At 40.4% G+C, this 20243-nt stretch carries 17 protein-coding genes; 4 read left to right on the top strand and 13 right to left on the bottom strand.

Annotation, left to right across the window (positions count from 1 at the left end):
- Window positions 1-162: 162 nt before the first annotated feature.
- From DZC72_RS15660 to tamL, 5 genes are all read right to left on the bottom strand, one after another.
- Window positions 163-2394: a polyribonucleotide nucleotidyltransferase gene (locus tag DZC72_RS15660; protein WP_125223867.1), complete on the bottom strand. Its 2232-nt coding sequence runs from the start codon at window positions 2392-2394 to the stop codon at window positions 163-165.
- Between the two features lie 197 nt (window positions 2395-2591).
- Window positions 2592-2861: a 30S ribosomal protein S15 gene (gene rpsO / locus DZC72_RS15655; protein WP_094997796.1), complete on the bottom strand. Its 270-nt coding sequence runs from the start codon at window positions 2859-2861 to the stop codon at window positions 2592-2594.
- Between the two features lie 100 nt (window positions 2862-2961).
- Entirely contained in the window at window positions 2962-3831 is an 870-nt protein-coding gene (gene accD / locus DZC72_RS15650; protein ID WP_125223866.1) for an acetyl-CoA carboxylase, carboxyltransferase subunit beta, read from the bottom strand.
- Between the two features lie 32 nt (window positions 3832-3863).
- Window positions 3864-4931 (bottom strand): class II fructose-bisphosphate aldolase, encoded by a 1068-nt coding sequence (gene fbaA / locus DZC72_RS15645; RefSeq protein ID WP_125223865.1) that lies wholly within the window; start codon window positions 4929-4931, stop codon window positions 3864-3866.
- 61 nt (window positions 4932-4992) lie between these two features.
- Window positions 4993-7593, bottom strand: a complete 2601-nt coding sequence (tamL, locus tag DZC72_RS15640) for a translocation and assembly module lipoprotein TamL (RefSeq protein ID WP_317127165.1) — start codon at window positions 7591-7593, stop codon at window positions 4993-4995.
- Window positions 7594-7668: 75 nt separating this feature from the next.
- Here tamL and DZC72_RS15635 point away from each other — a divergent pair, with 75 nt between their 5' ends.
- Window positions 7669-8394 carry a TrmH family RNA methyltransferase gene (locus DZC72_RS15635; RefSeq protein WP_125223863.1) on the top strand — a complete coding sequence of 242 codons (726 nt, stop codon included), beginning with the start codon at window positions 7669-7671 and terminating at the stop codon, window positions 8392-8394.
- A 12-nt stretch (window positions 8395-8406) separates the two neighbouring features.
- Here the strand turns inward: DZC72_RS15635 and porT are convergent, their stop codons facing one another.
- Window positions 8407-9135: a type IX secretion/gliding motility protein PorT/SprT gene (gene porT, locus DZC72_RS15630; RefSeq protein ID WP_125223862.1), complete on the bottom strand. Its 729-nt coding sequence runs from the start codon at window positions 9133-9135 to the stop codon at window positions 8407-8409.
- 23 nt (window positions 9136-9158) lie between these two features.
- A complete protein-coding gene (ubiE, locus tag DZC72_RS15625; protein WP_125223861.1) occupies window positions 9159-9893 on the bottom strand; it encodes a bifunctional demethylmenaquinone methyltransferase/2-methoxy-6-polyprenyl-1,4-benzoquinol methylase UbiE in 735 nt (244 codons plus the stop codon).
- 231 nt (window positions 9894-10124) lie between these two features.
- Here ubiE and trkA point away from each other — a divergent pair, with 231 nt between their 5' ends.
- Together trkA and DZC72_RS15615 are read left to right on the top strand one after the other, a co-directional pair.
- Window positions 10125-11474, top strand: coding sequence for a Trk system potassium transporter TrkA (gene trkA, locus DZC72_RS15620; protein ID WP_125223860.1), 1350 nt, complete (start codon window positions 10125-10127; stop codon window positions 11472-11474).
- Window position 11475: 1 nt separating this feature from the next.
- Window positions 11476-12969, top strand: a complete 1494-nt coding sequence (locus DZC72_RS15615; RefSeq protein ID WP_125223859.1) for a TrkH family potassium uptake protein — start codon at window positions 11476-11478, stop codon at window positions 12967-12969.
- Between the two features lie 77 nt (window positions 12970-13046).
- On the opposite strand, the gene DZC72_RS15610 is transcribed toward DZC72_RS15615, so the two are convergent.
- Both DZC72_RS15610 and DZC72_RS15605 read right to left on the bottom strand, forming a co-directional pair.
- A complete protein-coding gene (locus DZC72_RS15610; protein ID WP_125223858.1) occupies window positions 13047-14237 on the bottom strand; it encodes a pyridoxal phosphate-dependent aminotransferase in 1191 nt (396 codons plus the stop codon).
- A gap of 13 nt (window positions 14238-14250) precedes the next feature.
- The gene (locus DZC72_RS15605; RefSeq protein ID WP_125223857.1) at window positions 14251-15351 is read right to left on the bottom strand and encodes a fatty acid desaturase family protein; all 1101 of its coding nucleotides are present in this window, start codon (window positions 15349-15351) and stop codon (window positions 14251-14253) included.
- Between the two features lie 120 nt (window positions 15352-15471).
- On the opposite strand from DZC72_RS15605, the gene rsmG reads away from it, so the two are divergent.
- Entirely contained in the window at window positions 15472-16107 is a 636-nt protein-coding gene (gene rsmG, locus DZC72_RS15600; protein ID WP_125223856.1) for a 16S rRNA (guanine(527)-N(7))-methyltransferase RsmG, read from the top strand.
- Window positions 16108-16382: 275 nt separating this feature from the next.
- Here rsmG and DZC72_RS15595 read toward each other — a convergent pair whose 3' ends face one another.
- The 4 genes from DZC72_RS15595 to DZC72_RS15580 form a co-directional block, all read right to left on the bottom strand.
- Window positions 16383-16898, bottom strand: coding sequence for a DinB family protein (locus tag DZC72_RS15595; RefSeq protein ID WP_125223855.1), 516 nt, complete (start codon window positions 16896-16898; stop codon window positions 16383-16385).
- 107 nt (window positions 16899-17005) lie between these two features.
- Window positions 17006-18634: an L-glutamate gamma-semialdehyde dehydrogenase gene (gene pruA / locus DZC72_RS15590; protein WP_125223854.1), complete on the bottom strand. Its 1629-nt coding sequence runs from the start codon at window positions 18632-18634 to the stop codon at window positions 17006-17008.
- 86 nt (window positions 18635-18720) lie between these two features.
- Complete coding sequence (gene apaG, locus DZC72_RS15585) at window positions 18721-19107, bottom strand: Co2+/Mg2+ efflux protein ApaG (protein ID WP_125223853.1); 387 nt, start codon at window positions 19105-19107, stop codon at window positions 18721-18723.
- 5 nt (window positions 19108-19112) lie between these two features.
- Window positions 19113-20243 carry a DUF3667 domain-containing protein gene (locus tag DZC72_RS15580; protein WP_125223852.1) on the bottom strand — a complete coding sequence of 377 codons (1131 nt, stop codon included), beginning with the start codon at window positions 20241-20243 and terminating at the stop codon, window positions 19113-19115.

Raw genomic sequence — 20243 nt, 5'->3', positions numbered from 1 at the left:
TAAAATAAATTAAGTTCAATTTGCATAGACTGCATATACTTATACGTAGATTTTTATAGAATGTTACAATTGGGTATAAAAAAGTTCAATTAATCGATAAAATGAATAAAAAAAGCCCCAAAAAATATTTGTTGGGGCTTTTTACATTTAAAAGAATGGGAATTAGTCCCTTCTTGGTTTTCTATCGCGATCGCGGTTTCTGTCGTTTCCACGACGATCGTCCCTACGTCTATTATCATTATTTTCACGTGGGGGTCTTTCCTTATAGCCTTCCGGTTTAGGTAAGAGTGCCTTGCGAGAAACCTTGTCCTTTTTAGTTCTAGGGTCGAGTCCAAAATATTTCACATCAAAGACATCTCCCATGTTCACTACATCGGACACATTCTCTGTACGTTCCCAAGCCAATTCGGATACGTGAAGAAGCACTTCGTTTCCAGGAGCATCCATATATTCAACAACGGCGCCAAAATCCAACATTTTAATTACCTTCACTTCATAAACGCTACCTACTTCAGGCTTGAACATCAGCGAATCGATTTTTGCCAAGACGGCATCGATTCCCGCTTGATCTGTTCCCAAGATTTCAACGATACCCTCTTCTGTAACAGGATCCTCATTGATAACAATGGTTGTTTTGGTTTCTTTTTGCAGTTCTTGAATGACTTTACCTCCCGGTCCGATCAAGGCCCCGATAAATTCGTTAGGAATGATACGGGTGACCATCTTAGGAGCATGCGGTTTCACATCCGCTCTTGGTGCCTCAATGGTCTCGACCAATTTTTCCAAAATATGTAAACGTCCGTCACGTGCTTGTTTTAAGGCTTTGACCAAGATTTCATAAGAAAGTCCCTTTACCTTGATATCCATTTGGCATGCTGTAATACCGTCTGCAGTACCAGTAACTTTAAAGTCCATATCGCCCAAGTGATCTTCATCTCCCAAAATATCCGAAAGCACGGCATATTTGCCAGATTCCGTATCGGTAATCAATCCCATAGCGATACCGGAAACCGGTTTTTTTAATTGAACACCGGCATCCATTAAGGCCATAGTACCGGAACATACGGTTGCCATGGAAGAGGAACCGTTAGACTCCAACACTTCAGATACGACCCTTACTGTGTAAGGACAGTCTTCAGGAACCATACCTTTTAAGGCTCTTTGGGCCAAGTTACCATGACCGACTTCCCTTCTGGATGTTCCACGAATAGGTCTGGCTTCCCCTGTTGAAAATGGAGGGAAGTTATAGTGAAGGTAGAAACGCTCTTCCCCTTCTTGAGAAGGCATATCTATTTGGTTGGCGTCTCTTGAAGTACCTAAGGTTACAGTAGCCAATGCCTGGGTTTCACCTCGTGTAAAGATAGCGGAACCATGTGTAGAAGGTAAATAATCCACCTCACACCAAATTGGACGAATATCAGTGGTCTTTCTACCATCCAAACGTAAGCCTTCGTTTAAGGTAAGGTCTCTTACTGCATTTTTTTCTGCCTTGTAGAAATATTTGGAGATCAATCCACCATATTCTTCTTGTTCCTCTTCGGAAAATGAAGCGATAACTTCTTCCTTTATGGCATCAAAGGCCGCACTTCTTTCGTGCTTTGCAGAACCGGCTTTGGCAATTTCATATACCTTATCGTAGGTAAGTGCGTGAACTTTTTTAGCTAAATCCTCATCTTCTCTTTCCGGCTCATATTCACGTACTTCTTTTTTTCCGAAGGCTTCGGCCAACCGTACTTGAGCGGCACATTGAACCTTGATGGCTTCATGTGCGAATTTGATGGCCTCTGTCATTTCCTCCTCGGAAATTTCATCCATTTCACCTTCAACCATCATCACGGAGTCTTCCGATGCACCGATGACCATATCGATATCGGATTCTTTCAGTTGCGCAAACGATGGGTTTATAACGAACTCACCGTTCACCCTTGCTACCCTTACTTCTGAAATGGGACATTCAAAAGGGAAGTCCGATAATTGGATGGCCGCTGATGCCGCCAAACCTGCCATTGCATCAGGCATCACGTCCTCATCATGGGACATCAATTGAATCATTACCTGGGTTTCTGAATGATAATCTTTTGGGAATAATGGTCGCAATACACGATCCACTAAACGCATGGTCAAAACTTCACCATCGCTGGGACGGGCTTCTCTTTTGAAAAAACCACCAGGGTAACGTCCTGCAGCGGCAAATTTTTCGCGGTAGTCTACTGTTAGTGGAAGAAAATCCACGTCACTTTGTTTGTAGTTGGAAACGACGGTACATAATAACATACATTTTCCAGATTGAACGACTACAGAACCATGGGCTTGTTTTGCCAATTTTCCGGTTTCGATAGAAATCTCCCTACCGTCACCAAGGTCAATGACCTCTCTAAATACTTTTGGAATCATAAAATTTGATTAAAACCTGATGCGTTCAGGTTTGTTAAACAATGGTCTTTCCGACATTTTTTATGGTCGGAGTTGTTGTGTTGTTGTGTGGACCAATGAAAAACTGTGTGTAGCTTTTTGTGTGTGCCTGTTTTTACTCCTTAGACTTGGAGCCTATTTTTGAAAAAAGGGGATGGTCAACCATCCCCTTTTCCAATTTATTTTCTAATACCAAGCTCTTTGATAAGCTCCCTGTATTTTACAATATCTTTCTTTTTAAGATAATCCAATAAACTTCTACGTTTACCTACCAATTTCACCAAAGATCTTTCTGTGTTATAATCTTTGTGATTTTGTTTAAGGTGACCGGTCAAATGGTTGATACGGTGTGTGAACAAAGCTATTTGTCCTTCGGTAGAACCTGTGTTCTCCGCTTTGCCGCCATGCTTTTTAAAAATGTCGGCTTTTATTTCCTTGGTTAAATACATTCCAATATTATTTTAAATGATTTTTATGTATCCGATTGATTTTCAATCAGGGCGCAAAGATATATCTTTTTTCGTTATCCTACGAAGATTTTTATTAAGCTTAGGCCTTTGCCTTCCGGATGGGTTGATTTTGAATTAAATCGATATAAAGGTTGATATTCTTTTTCAAGTCCTTTCGGTGCGATATAAAATCCAAAAAGCCATGTTCCAACACAAATTCGGCCGACTGGAAACCATCAGGTAAATCTTTCCCCGTGGTATCCTTTACCACCCTTGGTCCTGCAAAACCTATCAAGGCTCCGGGTTCCGCTATATTAATATCGCCCAACATTGCGTAGGAAGCCGTGGTGCCGCCCGTAGTTGGGTCTGTACATAAAGATATATAAGGCAAGCCTGCATCCGCCAATTGGGCCAATTTTGCAGAGGTTTTTGCCAACTGCATTAAGGATAATGCCGCTTCCATCATCCTTGCTCCCCCAGATTTAGAGATCATTACAAAAGGCACCTTTTTCTTAATGGCATGATCGATACCCCTAGCAATTTTTTCACCTACCACACTACCCATGGATCCGCCAATAAAGGCAAAATCCATACAACAGATTACAATATCCTTTCCCAATGATTTTCCAAAACCCGTACGTACCGCATCGGTAAGACCGGTTTTTTTCTGGGCGGCCTTTAAACGGTCCGCATATTTTTTGGTGTCCTCAAACTTTAAAGGGTCCTTCGAAGAAAGTTTGGCGTCAAGTTCCGTGAACTTATTGTCGTCAAACAGGATCTGGAAATACTCCTTGCTCCCTATTCGAACGTGGTAATCATCTTCCGGACTAACATAAAAGTTTTTGGCAAGGTCCTCTGATTCTACAATCTTACCTGTAGGGGATTTGTACCAAAGCCCTCTTGGAGTGTCCTTTTTCTGTTCCGTAGAAGTCTGGATTCCTTTTTCCTTTCTTTTAAACCAAGCCGTCATGTCTTCCATTTAAAACGTTATCGACAGAATTATTACAGTGTGTTCACATTATTGAGGTCCTCAAAGGCCTTCTTTAATCGCTCTACAAAGGTAGTTTCACCCTGTCTCAACCAAACCCTTGGGTCATAAAACTTTTTATTTGGTTCATCGGCTCCCTTAGGATTTCCGATCTGGGACTGTAAATAATCCTTGTTATCCTGTACATAGTCCCGTACACCCGCTAAAAAGGCATATTGTAAATCGGTATCGATATTCATCTTTATGACACCATAGCTGATACCTTCCCTAATCTCTTCAACCGAAGAACCGGATCCACCGTGGAATACAAAATCGATATGATTGTGCCCAACGCCGTATTTTTTAGAAATAAATTCCTGAGAATTTTTAAGGATTTTTGGTGTAAGTTTCACATTACCTGGTTTGTATACGCCATGAACATTTCCAAAAGCGGCGGCAATGGTAAATCTGTGGCTTACTTTGGAAAGCTCCTCATAGGCATAAGCGACTTCCTCAGGCTGGGTATATAATTTTGAATCGTCCACATCAGAATTGTCCACTCCATCTTCCTCTCCTCCTGTGATACCCAATTCTATCTCCAATGTCATACCCATTTTGCTCATGCGCTCAAGATATCCTTTACAAATTTCTATATTCTCCTCCAAAGGCTCTTCTGATAAATCGATCATGTGCGAGCTGAACAGGGATTTACCTGTTTCGGCATAATGCTTTTCACTGGCATCCAACAATCCATCTATCCAAGGAAGCAGTTTTTTGGCACAATGGTCCGTATGCAAGATTACCGTGGCACCGTAGGCCTCCGCCAACTGATGAACGTGTTTTGCACCTGCTACAGCACCTAAAATCGCGGCATTCTGTCCTTCATTGGAAAGTCCTTTTCCAGCATTGAACTGTGCACCTCCATTTGAGAATTGGATGATGACCGGTGCCTTTAAGCTTGCAGCGGTTTCGAGCACACCGTTAATGGTGTTGGAACCTATGACGTTTACCGCCGGCAATGCAAAACCTTTTTCTTTTGCGTACTTAAAAATTTCCTGTACCTGATCTCCGGTAGCTACTCCCGGTTTAATATTGTGGGCCATAATTTTTGTGGGTCTAATTAGTTTCTAATGTTGTGCAACAAAAGTAATAAAACAATTATACTTAAAAGGGATAGTTTATACCAATTTGCAGTACGGAATTCGCGAAATTGTAATCCCTGAACCATCTTTTGGAAGGAATTTCTGCTGGATTATAGGTTTTAAAACCAAGGTCCAACCGAAACAAAAAGTAGGTAAAATCATATCGCAGGCCAAAGCCCGATCCCAAGGCAATATCCTTTAAGGATTCAAGACCGTTGAAGGTAGCATCCCTGTTTTGTACATCATCAAAGACGTTCCAAATATTACCGGCATCGGCAAAAACGGCACCGTTCAAATCACCGAACAAAGGAAATCGGTACTCGAGGTTTAAGGCCAGTTTTAAATTTGCTTCATTAAAGTCGTTCAGGGCCGAAGTCCTTCCAGGACCCAGGGAATATGGAAACCAGGCCCTATTGTCGTTTGAACCTCCTGCAAAGTAACTGCGAACAAAAGGAATGTTATTGGAATTTCCATACGGAATGGCGATGCCAAAAAAGCTTCGTGCGGCCAACACATTGGATCTGGACAGGTCCCAATACTTGACATAATCAAACTCCGTTTTTATGTATTGGGAAAAGGGCACGTTAAAAACAAGGAGTTGTCCATCCTCATTTTCGTTAAAAGGTACAATGTTGGAAAAGCCAGAAAGAAGGTTTCCGGCACTTTCTATCTTGAATCTGAATTGATAAAAATTGTTGTCAAGGATACCGTTACGGTTGTTTTTATTGAAGGTATAATTGGTTGTAAAAATGAGGTTGTTCTCCGTTAGGCGCTGCCTGCGTTCCTCTATTCTGCTAACTTGCCTAAGTGTTTCGGTAGTAATTGGCGAAACGGTTCCGTTGAGAATGGCCTGTGTAAACCCGGTAGTTCCATCTGGGGTATCCGGATTGTCATCAGGAACCAACAGTCTTGGATTTTGTGAACCTTCCACGGTCTCAAATAACGGCTCCAGTTCTGGAAAAACCTGCGCGGAATCCGTTGGATCGTTTGGGTCCAGATAACCGTCGTAGTCATCCGCAAGGGCATCCAATTGGTCGTAAGTGGTTCTGTAGACGCTGAAAAATCTGTTTCTATTGACGTTTCTAACAAATTGAATATTCAATAACTCAACGGCGTGTTTTTTAAAATCGTTTGGGGACCAATTATAACCCAAAACGGTGTTGAAGGTCTGTTTGTCCAATCCAATGTTTTTTTGAAAACTGGTTCCAATGGCTACCCTTGTTTTTGGTAAGGTATAGTTGGGTATGATGTTGGACGTGTTTATGAAGGGAAACCAAATTCTTGGAAAATCAAGGGAGATATCCCCACCTATTTCCGAGAAAAAATCATCTGGGAAAATATCCGTACTTAAAAGGCCGAAGGTACCATCTGCAGAGATGCTCAAATTCTCCGCTCCCTTAAAAATATTACGAATTAAAAGGGATGCACCTATACCTACACCGATCCTACGTAAATTGGACCTACTTACCTCAAAATTCGTTCCTAGGGAATATTTGGATTTTGGGGCTAGGTATATGTTGGTGTTCACCAAGTTTGGGACGCTGTCCTCCTCAAAGATAATATTGGGGTACTTAAAAATGTTCAGGCTGTTCAGCTGCCTTGAAGTCCTGATCTTGTCCAGGTCCCTGTAAATACTATCCTTTTCAAAGAAAATGGCATCGGCCAAAGTCTTTGGTTTGATTTTAAATTTTCCCGAGTAGTAAATATTCAGGTCCTTGTATTGAACGGAATCCAGCGTAGCCAAGTCGGTATTTGATAAAAAATTGGTATACACATTAATTTTGTTGATTTTCTCGACCTTATAATCCGAAATAGTAACCTGATTTTCGCCCCGTCTTCTTAAATCCCCAATATTCAAATTAATATTCATTTTTTGGTCGTCCGAAGCCCTTACTGTATCCCTTTCGATATCAAATGTGATCGAACTCTCTTGAAAGTTGCGAATCCCACTGTTCCTGAAAATGGCAGTTAGCCTTTCCCTTTCCAATGTAAAATTGTTCAAATCGAATTGTTCCCCTTTTTTAACAAGGGAAGCATCGGCATGCAAAAAATAAAGAGAATCGATTGCCTTAGAGGAAATGTCGTTTGAAAGGGAATCAATATAATAAGGTCTGCCCAAGCTTATGCGGTAATCAATTGCAGCCTTTCTTTTTCTGTTGGTGGTATCAATGGTATATGTAGTCCTATTATTGAAATATCCTTTACTGTTATAAAAAGCACTTAACCTTTCCAGGCTTTTTCTGGTTTGTGTTGTGTCCAAAATAACGGGAGCTTCTCCCACATCCTTTAACCAAACGCTCAGACCTTTGACCAAAAAGGATTCTCCCAGCCTATCTACCTGTTTTTCCGAAAGAATTTTTTCGAGTCTTTCCTTTCTTTTGGGTTTTTTATTGAGCCATGCTTGGTATAAGGAATCTGGATTCTCCTTTGCCAAATTAAACAGATTGAGCCGCAAAGGATACCCTAAAATAGCGGTGTTGGTCTTTTGATAAATAAGACTTTGAAGGTCCTCGTTGTTCACCTTTACAGAATCGACCAAAATGGTATTTTTAACTATCAAATACTCATTTTCCTCAACTTTTTTTAGAGAATTGCAGGAGGTAATACCTATTGCCAGTAGCAAGATTAAGCTTATTTTAGCTATGTAGTTTTTATAGCATGCTACGGTCTTCATAGAAATCAAAAATACATCATTTGAATGGTTGTAAAAAGTGAATTGAAACTTATAAAAAACCTACAGCAAAAAAAATACCGAAATGAAAAAGGCCTCTTTGTTATGGAAGGCAAAAAGGCCGTGGAAGAATTGCTGGAGTCCGGGTTTGAAGTTTTTAAACTGTACTCCATGGACCAAAAATTGAGGGGTTCGTGGGCTTCACAGGTGCAAGCTATTTCCATGAAGGAACTAAAACAGGTCAGTAGCCTAAAAAATCCAAACGGTGTTCTGGGGGTTTTCTATAAAAAATCTATACCCAGTTTAGATATGGACGGCTGGACCCTTGTTCTAGATGATGTTCAAGATCCTGGAAATTTGGGCACTATCATTAGGTTGTGCGACTGGTTTGGGATTGAAAACATCATTTGTTCCAAGGAAACCGTAGATTGTTACAACCCAAAGGTCTTGCAGGCGACAATGGGCTCCATCGTCCGTGTCAACATTTTTTACATGGACCTGGCCGAATTTTTAAAATCAGCCGAAGTGCCTGTTTTTGGCACCTTTATGGAAGGGGAAAATATCCATAAAACAAAGCTGCCCGAAAAGGGCATTCTGATCATGGGGAATGAAGGTAACGGCATTTCTGAACCTATCCGAAGTCTTTGTAACCATGAAATAAGTATTCCCCAGTTTGGGAAAAAAACAACGGAAAGCTTGAACGTGGCCACTGCCACTGCCATATTTTTGAATGAAATCAAACGTAGGGGGTAAGCTTAGGTACGTCTATTCAAAGGTGAAATTGATAAATATGCCCCTGGATTTCATGGAGTCTATGTTCCCCGTCCATGGACTATTTGGATCGTTGTCCCTTATTAATTCATCGGTCAGGGCAAAAACCCCTCTAATGGACGGACTGAATTTAAAATATTCTAAATAGAAATCGATGCCAAAGCCCAATTCGTAGTTATAGACCCATTTCGTCATTCTAAAGGTGTTCGACAGATTATCGTCCAAGCTCGCTTCATTGCTTCCTAAATTCAACGACATGGAACCTCCGCCTATTAAAAAAGGTTTCCAGTTGCCCAGTCTCTTGGTACTTACCTTTAGTAACAAGGGGAAATTTATATAGGTGGATTTTACTTCCCTTAAAGCATCCCTATCCTCCTCCAATAAGGGAGAAGGAAAACCCAGGAGTCTTGATGTGTAATGAAGGCCGGGCTCCAACCGTACATCAAGGAATTCATTGATCCGCATTTCTCCGATCAAACCCACATTAAAACCTAAAGATTTGGCTACCTGTACCGTGGTCAAATCTTTGCCGTTGGGATCAAATCCCAAATCGTCCTTATATTCAAACTTGAAATCATACTGGTTTAGGCCCAAAAAATAACCCCAGTTAAGAAATTTTTTGTCCTCGTTCTCCTTATTTAAAACGGGGTTTTCGTTGAATTGACCAAATAGGGACGGGGTGAATAACAATACTCCCAAACATGTGAAAAACAAATTCTTCATTTACTAAAATGTCAGTCGTTGTGCTACCCTTGTTTTTTGGCTACGTAAATAGTGGATACGCCAAAAGTTTGAGGTTTGTTCGCTACATCTATAAACCCGATTTCCCGCAAAATATTGTTGAAGTTTTCGCCATGGGGAAACGCAGCGGCAGATTCGCTGAGGTAGCCGTACGCAGAATTGTCCTTTGAAAACAATTTTCCTATCAGGGGAAGCATGTATTTGGTGTAGATGCCGTATCCTTGTTTGTAAGGGGTTTTTGTGGGGACCGAAGTTTCTAGAATGACCAATGTCCCTCCAGGTCTTAAAACACGGAGTATCTCCTCTAGACCTTTTTCAAGATTTTCAAAGTTTCGAACACCAAAAGAAACTGTGACGGCATCAAAGGAATTGGATTCGAATTCAAGATTTTCACTATCACCAACAACCATTTCAATAATAGGGGACAGGTTTTTTTCTTTTATTTTTTTTTCGCCTACGGATAGCATTCCCGGGGAAATATCCAGACCTACAATTTTTTCTGCCCCTGTTTTTACCATGGCGATCGCCAAATCCCCAGTACCGGTTGCAATATCCAAAATAGTATTGGGCGATTCCTCCTTTAGGATGGTGACAACTTTTTTTCTCCATTTGATATCAATACCAAAGGATATAACGCGATTAAGGCCATCATAATCCGTAGAAATGGTATCGAACATTTTGGTGACCTGCTCCTTTTTTCCCAAGTTGGAGTCCTTATATGGGGTAACTCTTTTTGCCATCTGCAAAATTTTTGGCAAAGATACGATATAGAAGAAGGTTCCATGAAATTTTGGCACATTCATTAAACGATCAAATCCTTCTTAAAAGCTTGAAAATAAATTGAAAGCTCATAAAATTATGTAATTTTGTACCCATCAATTTACTTACTTGTAAAACATAGCTGCCGATCTAAGAAGGTTGGAATCTGGAACCAATTAATAGTTTCCGGTTAGGCTAGCTTAAGATTTTAAATGAAAATAATAATTGCCGGAGCTGGTGAAGTTGGATTTCATTTGGCGAAATTACTATCGTACGAATCCCAGAATATTACGTTAATCGATACCGATAAGGAAAGTCTGGCGTATGCGGACAACCACTTGGACATTAGGGTGCTAAGAGGGGATGCCACGTCTATTTCCATTTTAAAGGATGCTTCGGTTCAGGATTCCGAACTCGTTATTGGTGTAACTTCTTCCGAGACCACTAATTTGACCTTGTGTATGTTGGCAAAACAACTGGGGTGCAAACGGACTATCGCCAGAATCTCCAATACGGAATTTATAGATAATAAAGAATTGCTAAAATTTTCTGAACTCGGCATAGATGAACTAATTTCCCCCGAAGAACTTGCCGCTACGGAAATACAGCTATTACTGAACAAATCTGCATTTAACGATACATATGAATTTGAGGAAGGTGAGTTGATAATGGTAGGTGTTTCCCTACCAAAATCGGCCCCCTTCGTTGGGAAAATGGTAAAGGAGGCGGCCAAGGTATTCCCGGAGTTGCACTTTATGCCCATTGCGCTTCAACGATTGGGAACCCAGTATACCGTCATACCCCGTGGTGATACCTATTTCAAGGAAGGGGACCAGGTTTATTTTATCACTGTCAAGGAAGGGGTGGACGAGCTTTATAAACTCACAGGTAAGAAGAAGGAGGATATTAAAAACGTTATGATTCTTGGCGGGAGTAAAGTTGGTTATAAAACGGCCCGGGATCTATGCTCCAGACGTTTCAACGTAAAATTGATAGAGAAGAATAAGGAAAAGGCCTTTGATTTGGCCGATGATCTTCCCAATGCACTGGTCATTAACGGTGATGGTAGAAATGTAGAGTTGTTGGACGAGGAAAGTTTGGAATCCATGGATGCTTTTATAGCGGTTACCGGGAATTCAGAGACTAATATCATGTCCTGTTTGGTGGCTAAATCCAAACATATCAAGAAAACAATCGCCTTGGTGGAGAACATGGATTATTTTCAATTGTCCCATTCCATTGGAATTGATACATTGATTAACAAAAAACTTTTGGCGGCCAACAATATTTTCCGGCATATACGTAAGGGTGAAGTAGTGGCCTTAATGCGTTTGAATAATCTAAATGCTGAAATTTTGGAATTTATAGTAAAAAAGAATTCCAAGGTAACGGGATCTACCATTAGGGATTTGAACTTTCCAAAAAACGCGACCATTGGAGGTGTAGTAAGGGATGGTGAAGGAATCATAGCCTTGGGTGGTTTTATGATCAAGGAAGGGGATAGGGTAGTTGTTTGCTGTCATCCTGAACAGATTCCTAAAATAGAACGAATGTTCCTATAGCATGCGCTTGAATTCTAGAATCATTTTTCATCTAATGGGGCTGCTGCTTCTTTGTAACGGTGGCTTTATGCTATTGGCTGCCTTGGTAAGTGGCATTTATGAGGATGGTGCAACGCTAAGTATAACTTTAGCATCGGTAGCGACCATGTTTGCAGGTGTCTTTGCCATGTACTACACCAGGGGCCATAGAAAAGAGGTCAAACAAAAGGAAGGCTATATCATCGTTACCTTTGGATGGTTGGTCATGTCAATTTCAGGAACACTTCCCTATATTTTTTCCGGAGCTGTACCGGATATTACCAATGCCTTCTTTGAAACGGTTTCAGGATATACGACCACAGGTGCATCCATTATGGATGATATTGAATCCATGCCCGAGGGTATCCTTTTTTGGCGAAGCCTTACGCATTGGATAGGCGGGATGGGAATCATCGTTCTGGCCATAGCTATTTTACCTCTTCTGGGTATTGGTGGTATGCAATTGTTTTCAGCTGAAGCACCCGGACCCAGTGCGGACAAATTACACCCCCGTATTACGGATACAGCCAAGCGTTTATGGTTGATTTACTTGGGATATACCATAGCTGAAACCATTCTGTTAAAGTTGGCGGGAATGTCATTTTTTGATGCCATTAACCATGCCTTGGCTACCCTTTCCACCGGGGGTTTCTCCACAAAGAATGCCAGTATAGCCTATTGGAACGACCAGCCCTTAATACAGTATATAATCATCGTGTTTATGTTTTTGGCGGGAAGCAATTTTGTGATGAGCTATTTTGCCTTTAAGGGAAAGGTACAACGCATTTTGAAGGATGAGGAATGGAAATATTATTCCCTAGCCATTGTGATATTTTCCATTGTCGTGGCCGGGGTTATCTATTTTCAGGCCAATATTACCCAAGAAACACCAGGATATCCTATGGTCCTTGGGAAAGCTGAAAGTTCTTTTAGGCATGCCACCTTTCAGGTAATTTCTGTAATTACCACAACGGGATTTGTAAGTGCCGACTTTACCCAATGGACACCTTTTTTGACCATTTTCTTTTTTGGATTGTTTTTCATGGGGGGCTCGGCGGGTTCTACATCGGGCGGTATAAAGATCATGCGACACCTCTTGATAATCAAGAACGGACTTTTAGAGTTCAAAAGAACCTTACACAGTAACGCTATTATACCTGTACGCTATAACAATAAAACCGTGAAAGAGAAGATAGTTTATAATATTATAGGCTTCTTTGTGCTATACATGTTGCTCTTTATCATCGGGGCGCTCGTTCTGGGTATGCTTGGTCTCGATTTTGAGTCGGCCGTGGGTGGAGCGGCATCCTCATTAGGTAACGTTGGGCCTGCATTGGGCAGTTTAAATCCGGTGAGTAATTTCAATAGTTTACCTGCTTTGGCCAAGTGGTGGTGCGGGTTTTTGATGTTGGCCGGAAGGCTTGAACTGTTTACCGTTCTGATTTTATTGAATCCCTATTTTTGGAAAAGGACATAAACAGTTAACTAAATATTTTGAAAAGAAAAATCCCACAAAGTGAATTGTGGGATTTTTTGTAAATATCCTAAATCGATTTATAAAAGCGATTTCTTAATTCTGGCCATGGCTTGCTCGATTTCCTTGACCGAAGCCGCATAAGAAATCCTGATGCAGTTTCCATTGCCAAAGGCATCGCCTGTCACCGTGGCTACGTTGGCATGTTCCAACAAGTACATGGCAAAATCAGATGCATTGTTGATTTTTGTACCGTTCAAGGTTTTTCCAAAATACGCTGTGACATCGGGATATACATAAAAGGCACCTTGCGGTTCATTGCATTTAAATCCTGGGATATCGTTCAGCAAATCCAAAATCAGCTTTCTGCGCTTCTTGAATTCATCCACCATGTACTGGATACGGTCCGGGGACTCTTCTAAGGCCGTGATGACCGCTCGTTGTGCAATACAATTGGCACCGCTAGTTACTTGACCCTGTAATTTGTTACATGCCCTGGCAATGTAGGTAGGTGCGCCAATATAACCAATCCTCCATCCAGTCATGGCGAATGCCTTTGCTACTCCGTTTACGGTAACTGTTCGGTCGTACATATCCTCAAACTCGGCCATAGAGGCATGTTTGGTGACACCGTAATTAATGTGCTCGTAAATTTCGTCACTGACCACAATGATTTGTGGATACTTCTGAAGCACATCCGCCAATGCCCTTAATTCTTCCTTGCTATAAATAGAACCACTTGGGTTGCAGGGAGAACTATACCAAAGCATTTTTGTTTTTGGTGTAATGGCAGCTTCCAATTCTTGAGGAGTCATTTTAAAATCGTTCTCCAAGGTGGTGGGCACCTCTACTGGTACACCATCTGCCAGTTGGACAATATCCGCATAACTAACCCAATAGGGGCAGGGTAAAATAACTTCATCCCCTTCATTTATCATGGCCTGGGCAACGTTATAAAGTGATTGCTTGGCCCCCGTTGAGACTACAATTTGGGAGGGGTCATAGGTTAAATTGTTGTCCCTTTTGAATTTTGTGATGATGGCACTTTTTAACTCTGCGTACCCGTCGACCGGCGTATAGGCACTATAGTTGTCATTGATTGCCTGGATCGCCGCGTCTTTGATATAATCCGGGGTGTTGAAGTCCGGTTCGCCCAAACTTAAACCAATAATATCCTTACCCGCCGTTTTTAGCTCTCGGGCTTTTGCGGCCATTTCCAATGTTGCGGAAGGAGTAAGGCTGTTTATCCTGTCCGAAAGTTGATTGCTCATATGTATAAAATTACTAGTACTGTAAAGTAGGCTGTTTACCTAACTCCTTTAGGTGTTTGAAGTGCGAAATTATAGCTTTTCTAGTAGTTTTATATTCGTGATACGGTAAATTAAATTCTTTCGCAGTCTGTTTCACAATTTTTGAAATTTTTGTGTAATGGATGTGACTGATGTTTGGAAATATGTGATGTTCAACTTGATGGTTCAAACCTCCTGTAAACCAATTTACGATTCTATTCTTGGTACCAAAATTTACCGTGGTGAATAGTTGATGGATTGCCCAAGTATTTTTCATCGTTCCGCTTTCATCAGGAAGGGGTGTTTCTGCGTGGTCAACAATATGTGCCAATTGGAACACCACGCTCAGAATTACACCGGCAACATAATGCATCAAAAAGAATCCAATGAGGATTTTCCACCAAGCTATATCCAAAACCAACATGGGCAATACGATCCATATGGTAACATAAAGTATTTTGGTGATGATCAATGTACTCCAGTTTATGGTGGCACTTGGCAATTTACCATAGGCCAGTTTACGTTTCATGTACCTGTACATTTGTTGAAAATCCGTAGTAATGGCCCAATTAAATGTTAGCAATCCATAAAGGAATACGGAATAGAAATGCTGAAATTTGTGGTACTTTTTCCATTCGGCATGCTTTGAAAAACGCAGAATCCTGCCAGCTTCCATATCCTCATCATGCTCGTGGATGTTGGTGTAAGTATGGTGCAAAACATTGTGTTGTACCTGCCAGTTATAGACATTTCCGGCAAGAATGTAAATACTACTGCCCATGATTTTGTTTACCCATTTCTTATTGGAGTAGGAACCATGATTGCCGTCATGCATAACGTTCATGCCTACACCTGCCATGCCTATACCCATGATAATGGTAAGTAGAATATTGGCCCAGTTGGGAAGTCCCAAGGTCAAAATCAGAAAATAGGGAGCCAAAAACAGGGTAAACATGACTATCGTCTTTAAATGGAGTTTCCAGTTTCCTGTTTTCTTTATTTTATTTTTGTTAAAGTAATCGTTTACCCTTGCATTGAGGGTTTTAAAGAATTGTGTTGAATCCTTTCTGGGGAATCTAATGCTTTTGTTTTCCATAAATGGTAATCTTTGTTTCTAAAAATAACGCAAAGGATATCCTAATGGTTTGGTAGATTGATTAAAAAAGAAATCTTTGCACAAGTGAATATATAATTTTATTATAATACAAATATACGGATGACTGCCGAAACCATTTTCAAATATTTTCCCAATTTATCAGAAGTACAAAAGAATCAAATTATTCTTTTGGAAGAACTTTACAAGGATTGGAACCAAAAAATCAATGTAGTTTCCAGGAAGGACATCGATGAACTCTACTTGAGACACGTACTACATTCTTTGGGAATTGCCAAGGTTCAAGCTTTCAATAATGGAGCAGAGATTTTGGATGTTGGCACTGGTGGAGGTTTTCCGGGAGTTCCTCTCGCTATCCTCTATCCGAATGCGAAATTTACCCTTGTGGATTCCATAGGTAAAAAAATCAAGGTAGTGGATGAAGTAGTGGAAGGTCTAAAACTGGAAAATGTGCAAACGGTAAATTCTAGGGTGGAGCAAGTTCCAAAGCAATTTGATTTTATTGTCAGCAGAGCAGTGGCCGCTATGCCAACATTTGTGCATTGGGTAAAGGGAAAAATCAAAAAAGAGTCCCTGCATGAAAGAAGAAATGGTATTTTGTATTTGAAAGGTGGCGATTTAATGGACGAGTTGGAGGCTTATAGAAATGTAGAAACCTTTGAACTTGCAGACTATTTTGAAGACGAATTCTTTGAAACGAAGAAGGTGGTTTATCTCCCGCTCAAATTTAAGGGTTAATAGTTACAAACTGAGTAGACCATAGTAGCTTAGTCGATATTTCTTCGCATATTTTTTCAGTCGGTTCCAAAAATGGATTCGAATGCAGCAAAAATAGAGCTTAGTAATTTGATATGTTTTAGATAAAGTATTCATACTCAATTGTAAAATTCGAAATAAAACATTTAGTTTACAATTAATTAACGTTAAATTTACATTTAAATTATCCGTAAGATTGATTTTACGTATAAAAAAAGCGCCGAATTGGCGCTTTTTATTTATAGTTCTATAAAGAATTATTCGCTCCATGGCGGAACAACTCCATTGGAACGGGCATAGGCTATTAACTGTCCTTTATGTTCCCCGTTATGCTCCATTATGATCAAAAGACCTCCTAATTTGTTCATTTTCATAAAGCCAAAATCAACTTCGCTTCCCAATTCACTGCTTTCTACCTCACCTACTTTGTCCAATACCCAGGCATTGGATTTTTTTAGGGCGGCAATAATATTTGACTTTCCTGTTATTTTTGTCAATCCCATTACATCGACCTCTTCTGGTGGGGCAAATCCCATTTTTGATCCAATAAAATAGTTAGACCCCGCAACATGAAGGAGTGCTTCGGCAACTGAATTAACGCCCTCCATCGGTCTCCAGTCATACTGTTCCTCGGAGAAGGCCTCGGCAAGTTGAATAACCTGATCTTGATTGCCTTTAAGTAGCCCTTGGATGGTATTCTGTGTTAAATTTTCTTGTGCATGGGTAAAACCAATTGCCATGAACATGCAGATGAGCGAAACTAATTTTTTCATTATAGTGTTTTTTAAGGTTGAAGGTGTTTCCAGATTTTCCAAAAACACCTCTTAAATGTAATCAAAATCTTTGTTAATTGGACCTTAGTTTATTAAAATTCAAATACTTAACCTAAAAAGGGGTATCTGTAATCTTCTGGTGTTATAAACGTCTCCTTTATCAATCTTGGGGAGACCCATCTTAATAGATTTTGTGCCGACCCTGCCTTATCGTTGGTTCCAGAAGCTCTAGCACCACCAAAAGGTTGTTGGCCTACTACGGCTCCGGTTGGTTTATCGTTTATGTAAAAGTTTCCCGCACAATTTTGCAATGTCTTGGTGGCCTCATCTATTGCATACCTGTCTTGAGAAAGTACGGCTCCGGTTAATGCATATTCCGAAGTACTATCTACCAACTCCAATGTTTTGGACCATTCTGTGTCTTCGTAAACATATACAGTTACCACTGGGCCAAAAAGCTCTGTTTCCATGGTGGTATAATGCGGGTTTGTAGTTAAAATAACTGTAGGTTCTATGAAATATCCTTTTGATTTATCATATCCTCCGCCAACAATGATTTCTGCTTCCTTATCATTTTTTGCTTGATCGATATATTTTGCTAGTTTATCAAAAGAACCTTCATGAATGACGGCGGTGATAAAATTGCCCATATTTTCAGGAGAACCTGGTTTGTTAAACGATTCCACATCTTTTTTAACCTGATCAAGAATCTCCTTAGAAGTCGATTTTGGTAGATATACCCTTGAAGCGGCACTACATTTCTGTCCTTGGAATTCAAAAGCCCCCCGAGTGATTGCCGTAGCAACTTGCTTTGGTTTTGCCGTAGGATGCGCAATTATAAAATCCTTACCCCCAGTTTCCCCTACGATCCTTGGATAGGTTTTGTATATGTGGATATTATTGCCAATTTGTTTCCAAAGTTCCTTGAATACATGTGTTGATCCTGTAAAATGAATACCAGAAAAATCAGGACTGGCCAATATTGTTTCGGTTATCATTACCGGATCCCCATACACCACATTGATAACACCATCCGGCAAACCGGCTTCTTTAAATATGTCCACAATTACTTTCGCTGAGAATATTTGGCTGTCACTAGGTTTCCATACCACTACGTTCCCCATCATGGCGGCACTAGCCGGCAGATTTCCGGCAATGGCCGTAAAGTTGAACGGTGTTATGGCATAAACGAAGCCTTCTAGAGGCCTATATTCCACGCGGTTCCAGATGCCTTCGGAGGAATAGGGTTGCTCCTCATAAATTTGGGACATATATTCCACATTGAATCTAAGAAAGTCGATAAGTTCACAGGCGGAATCAATCTCCGCTTGATGGATGGTTTTTGACTGCGCCAACATGGTGGCAGCGTTGATTTTTGCCCTGTATGGTCCGGCAATAAGTTCGGCCGCTTTTAGAAAAACTGCAGCCCGTTGCTCCCAGGTCAGGTTTGCCCAAGCATTCCTGGATTCCAAACAATTGGAAATGGCATCTTCAATATGCTTTTTTTCGGCTACATGATAATGGCCCAGAATGTGTTGATGGTCGTGAGGGGGGGACATTGGCTTGGTATTACCCGTCCTTACCTCATTACGTCCAATATACATTGGTACATCAATTGTACTATTGTAATAGGATTTATATTGTTTTAAGACTTCGTCGCGCTCAGGTGTGCCTGGCGCATAGCTTTTGATTGGCTCATTAATGGCGGCCGGTACTTGAAAAAATCCTTTGCCCATGGTCAATTTTTATTTTTAAAATTAGTAGTTGACCAAAAGTACTAAAAGGGTATTGCACTAAAAACTAATTTGAGGTTAAAAGCTATTTAGTTTAAGGCAAAAGGCGCACTGAATTTGAATGTTGGGATGTAAACCCTAAAATTTTCTGTCGTAGAGAAATTAATCATGTTGTAATGACCTTTCATGGCTCCGATGGGAGAAGTTAAGAGACACCCAGAATTATAAGTGTGGGACTCCCCAGGCTTTATTACAGGTTTTTTTCCGATTACGCCTTCGCCATCCAAAGTTTCAACATCGTTCAAGGAGTCATAGATTCTCCAATGGCGAGAGGTAAGTTGAACGGAATCCTTACTTTGGTTCTCAATCGTTATGGTATATCCAAAAGCATAATGCATTTTGTAATTTTTGAAGAAGGTGCCTTCAAAATTCGTTTTAACCGAAATCTTAATGCCTTTGGTAACTTGTGTTGTCATAATTCTTAATAGGTGAACATACTACCTGCAAACAATAGTGCAGCTCCTACAAAAGCTAAAATAACGAAAATAGTATTTAGGAAAATATATTTAACAATAGTTTTAAACCTACCTTGATCATAAAAATTTCGCATGGCCTTATACAGGTAAACTGCAAAAATCAAGATAAAAATACCATTGGTGGCTATCCCAAAAACACTATCAATCAAATAGCTAATAATGAGCAAGATAAAGAACAAAGATTGATTGTGGAAACTAAAGATCAAATGATCGGTATAAGTATGTTTTTTTCTGATATAGGCCAACCAAATGAAAATTGAGAACACCGGTAAAAAGAAAAATGTGGTAAATGGCAACTTTGAAAAAACGGAACTCAAATAGGCCCCTGGCTGTCTTTTTACCCGGATTAAACTTTGCGCCATATTGAAGGATACATTGTTGTGCCAATTGCCTTCAAGTGAATACTTTTCCCTAGCATCATCAAAGACGTATAAGGTGTCCTTTTGAATCAAGGTTGAAAATATTTCACGTTTGCGAAACAAAGAACCTAAAAGGGATTTTTCAGAAGCAGCCTCAATTTGTTTTTTTGGGTCGGCAAGGATAATGGAATCCTTAATCCGCATTTGTTCGGAAATGAGCTCTTTGAGTTCCAAGGAGTCCAATTGGGCCAACATTTGTTCCGTGTCCTTCTCTGCTTCCCCAAAATCAAACTCTTCCATAAGAGTGCTTCCAAAATTGATAGGGAGTTGATTGGACTCAGAGCCAAATCGATTTAATCGTTCAAAATTGCTGGAAAAACCAACCAAAAGAAAGTAAATGATGGCCAAGCTCAGAAGAAACCTAAAGGGGTTTGTATAGGAAACACGTCGCCCAGAGATATATGCTTTGGTAATCCTACCAGGGCGCAATAGGAGTGACCCAAGGGTTCTGAACAATTTGGAATCGTAGGAAATAATATTGGAAAAAAATTCCTCGAAAAAATCCTTTAGTGTCAGCTTTTTGGTACTGTTGGCCTGTGAACAATTTGGGCAGTACTTGTCACTAATATCCAATGGGTGACCACAGTTCAGGCATTCTACCCCCCTATATCGCAGTTGATATCGGCCTTTAGTATTAACACTTGGTTTGGTCTCCAT

The sequence above is a fragment of the Maribacter algicola genome (genome assembly GCF_003933245.1).
In the GTDB taxonomy this organism is placed as follows: domain Bacteria; phylum Bacteroidota; class Bacteroidia; order Flavobacteriales; family Flavobacteriaceae; genus Maribacter; species Maribacter algicola.
This window is presented reverse-complemented; position numbering and strand designations above follow the sequence as displayed.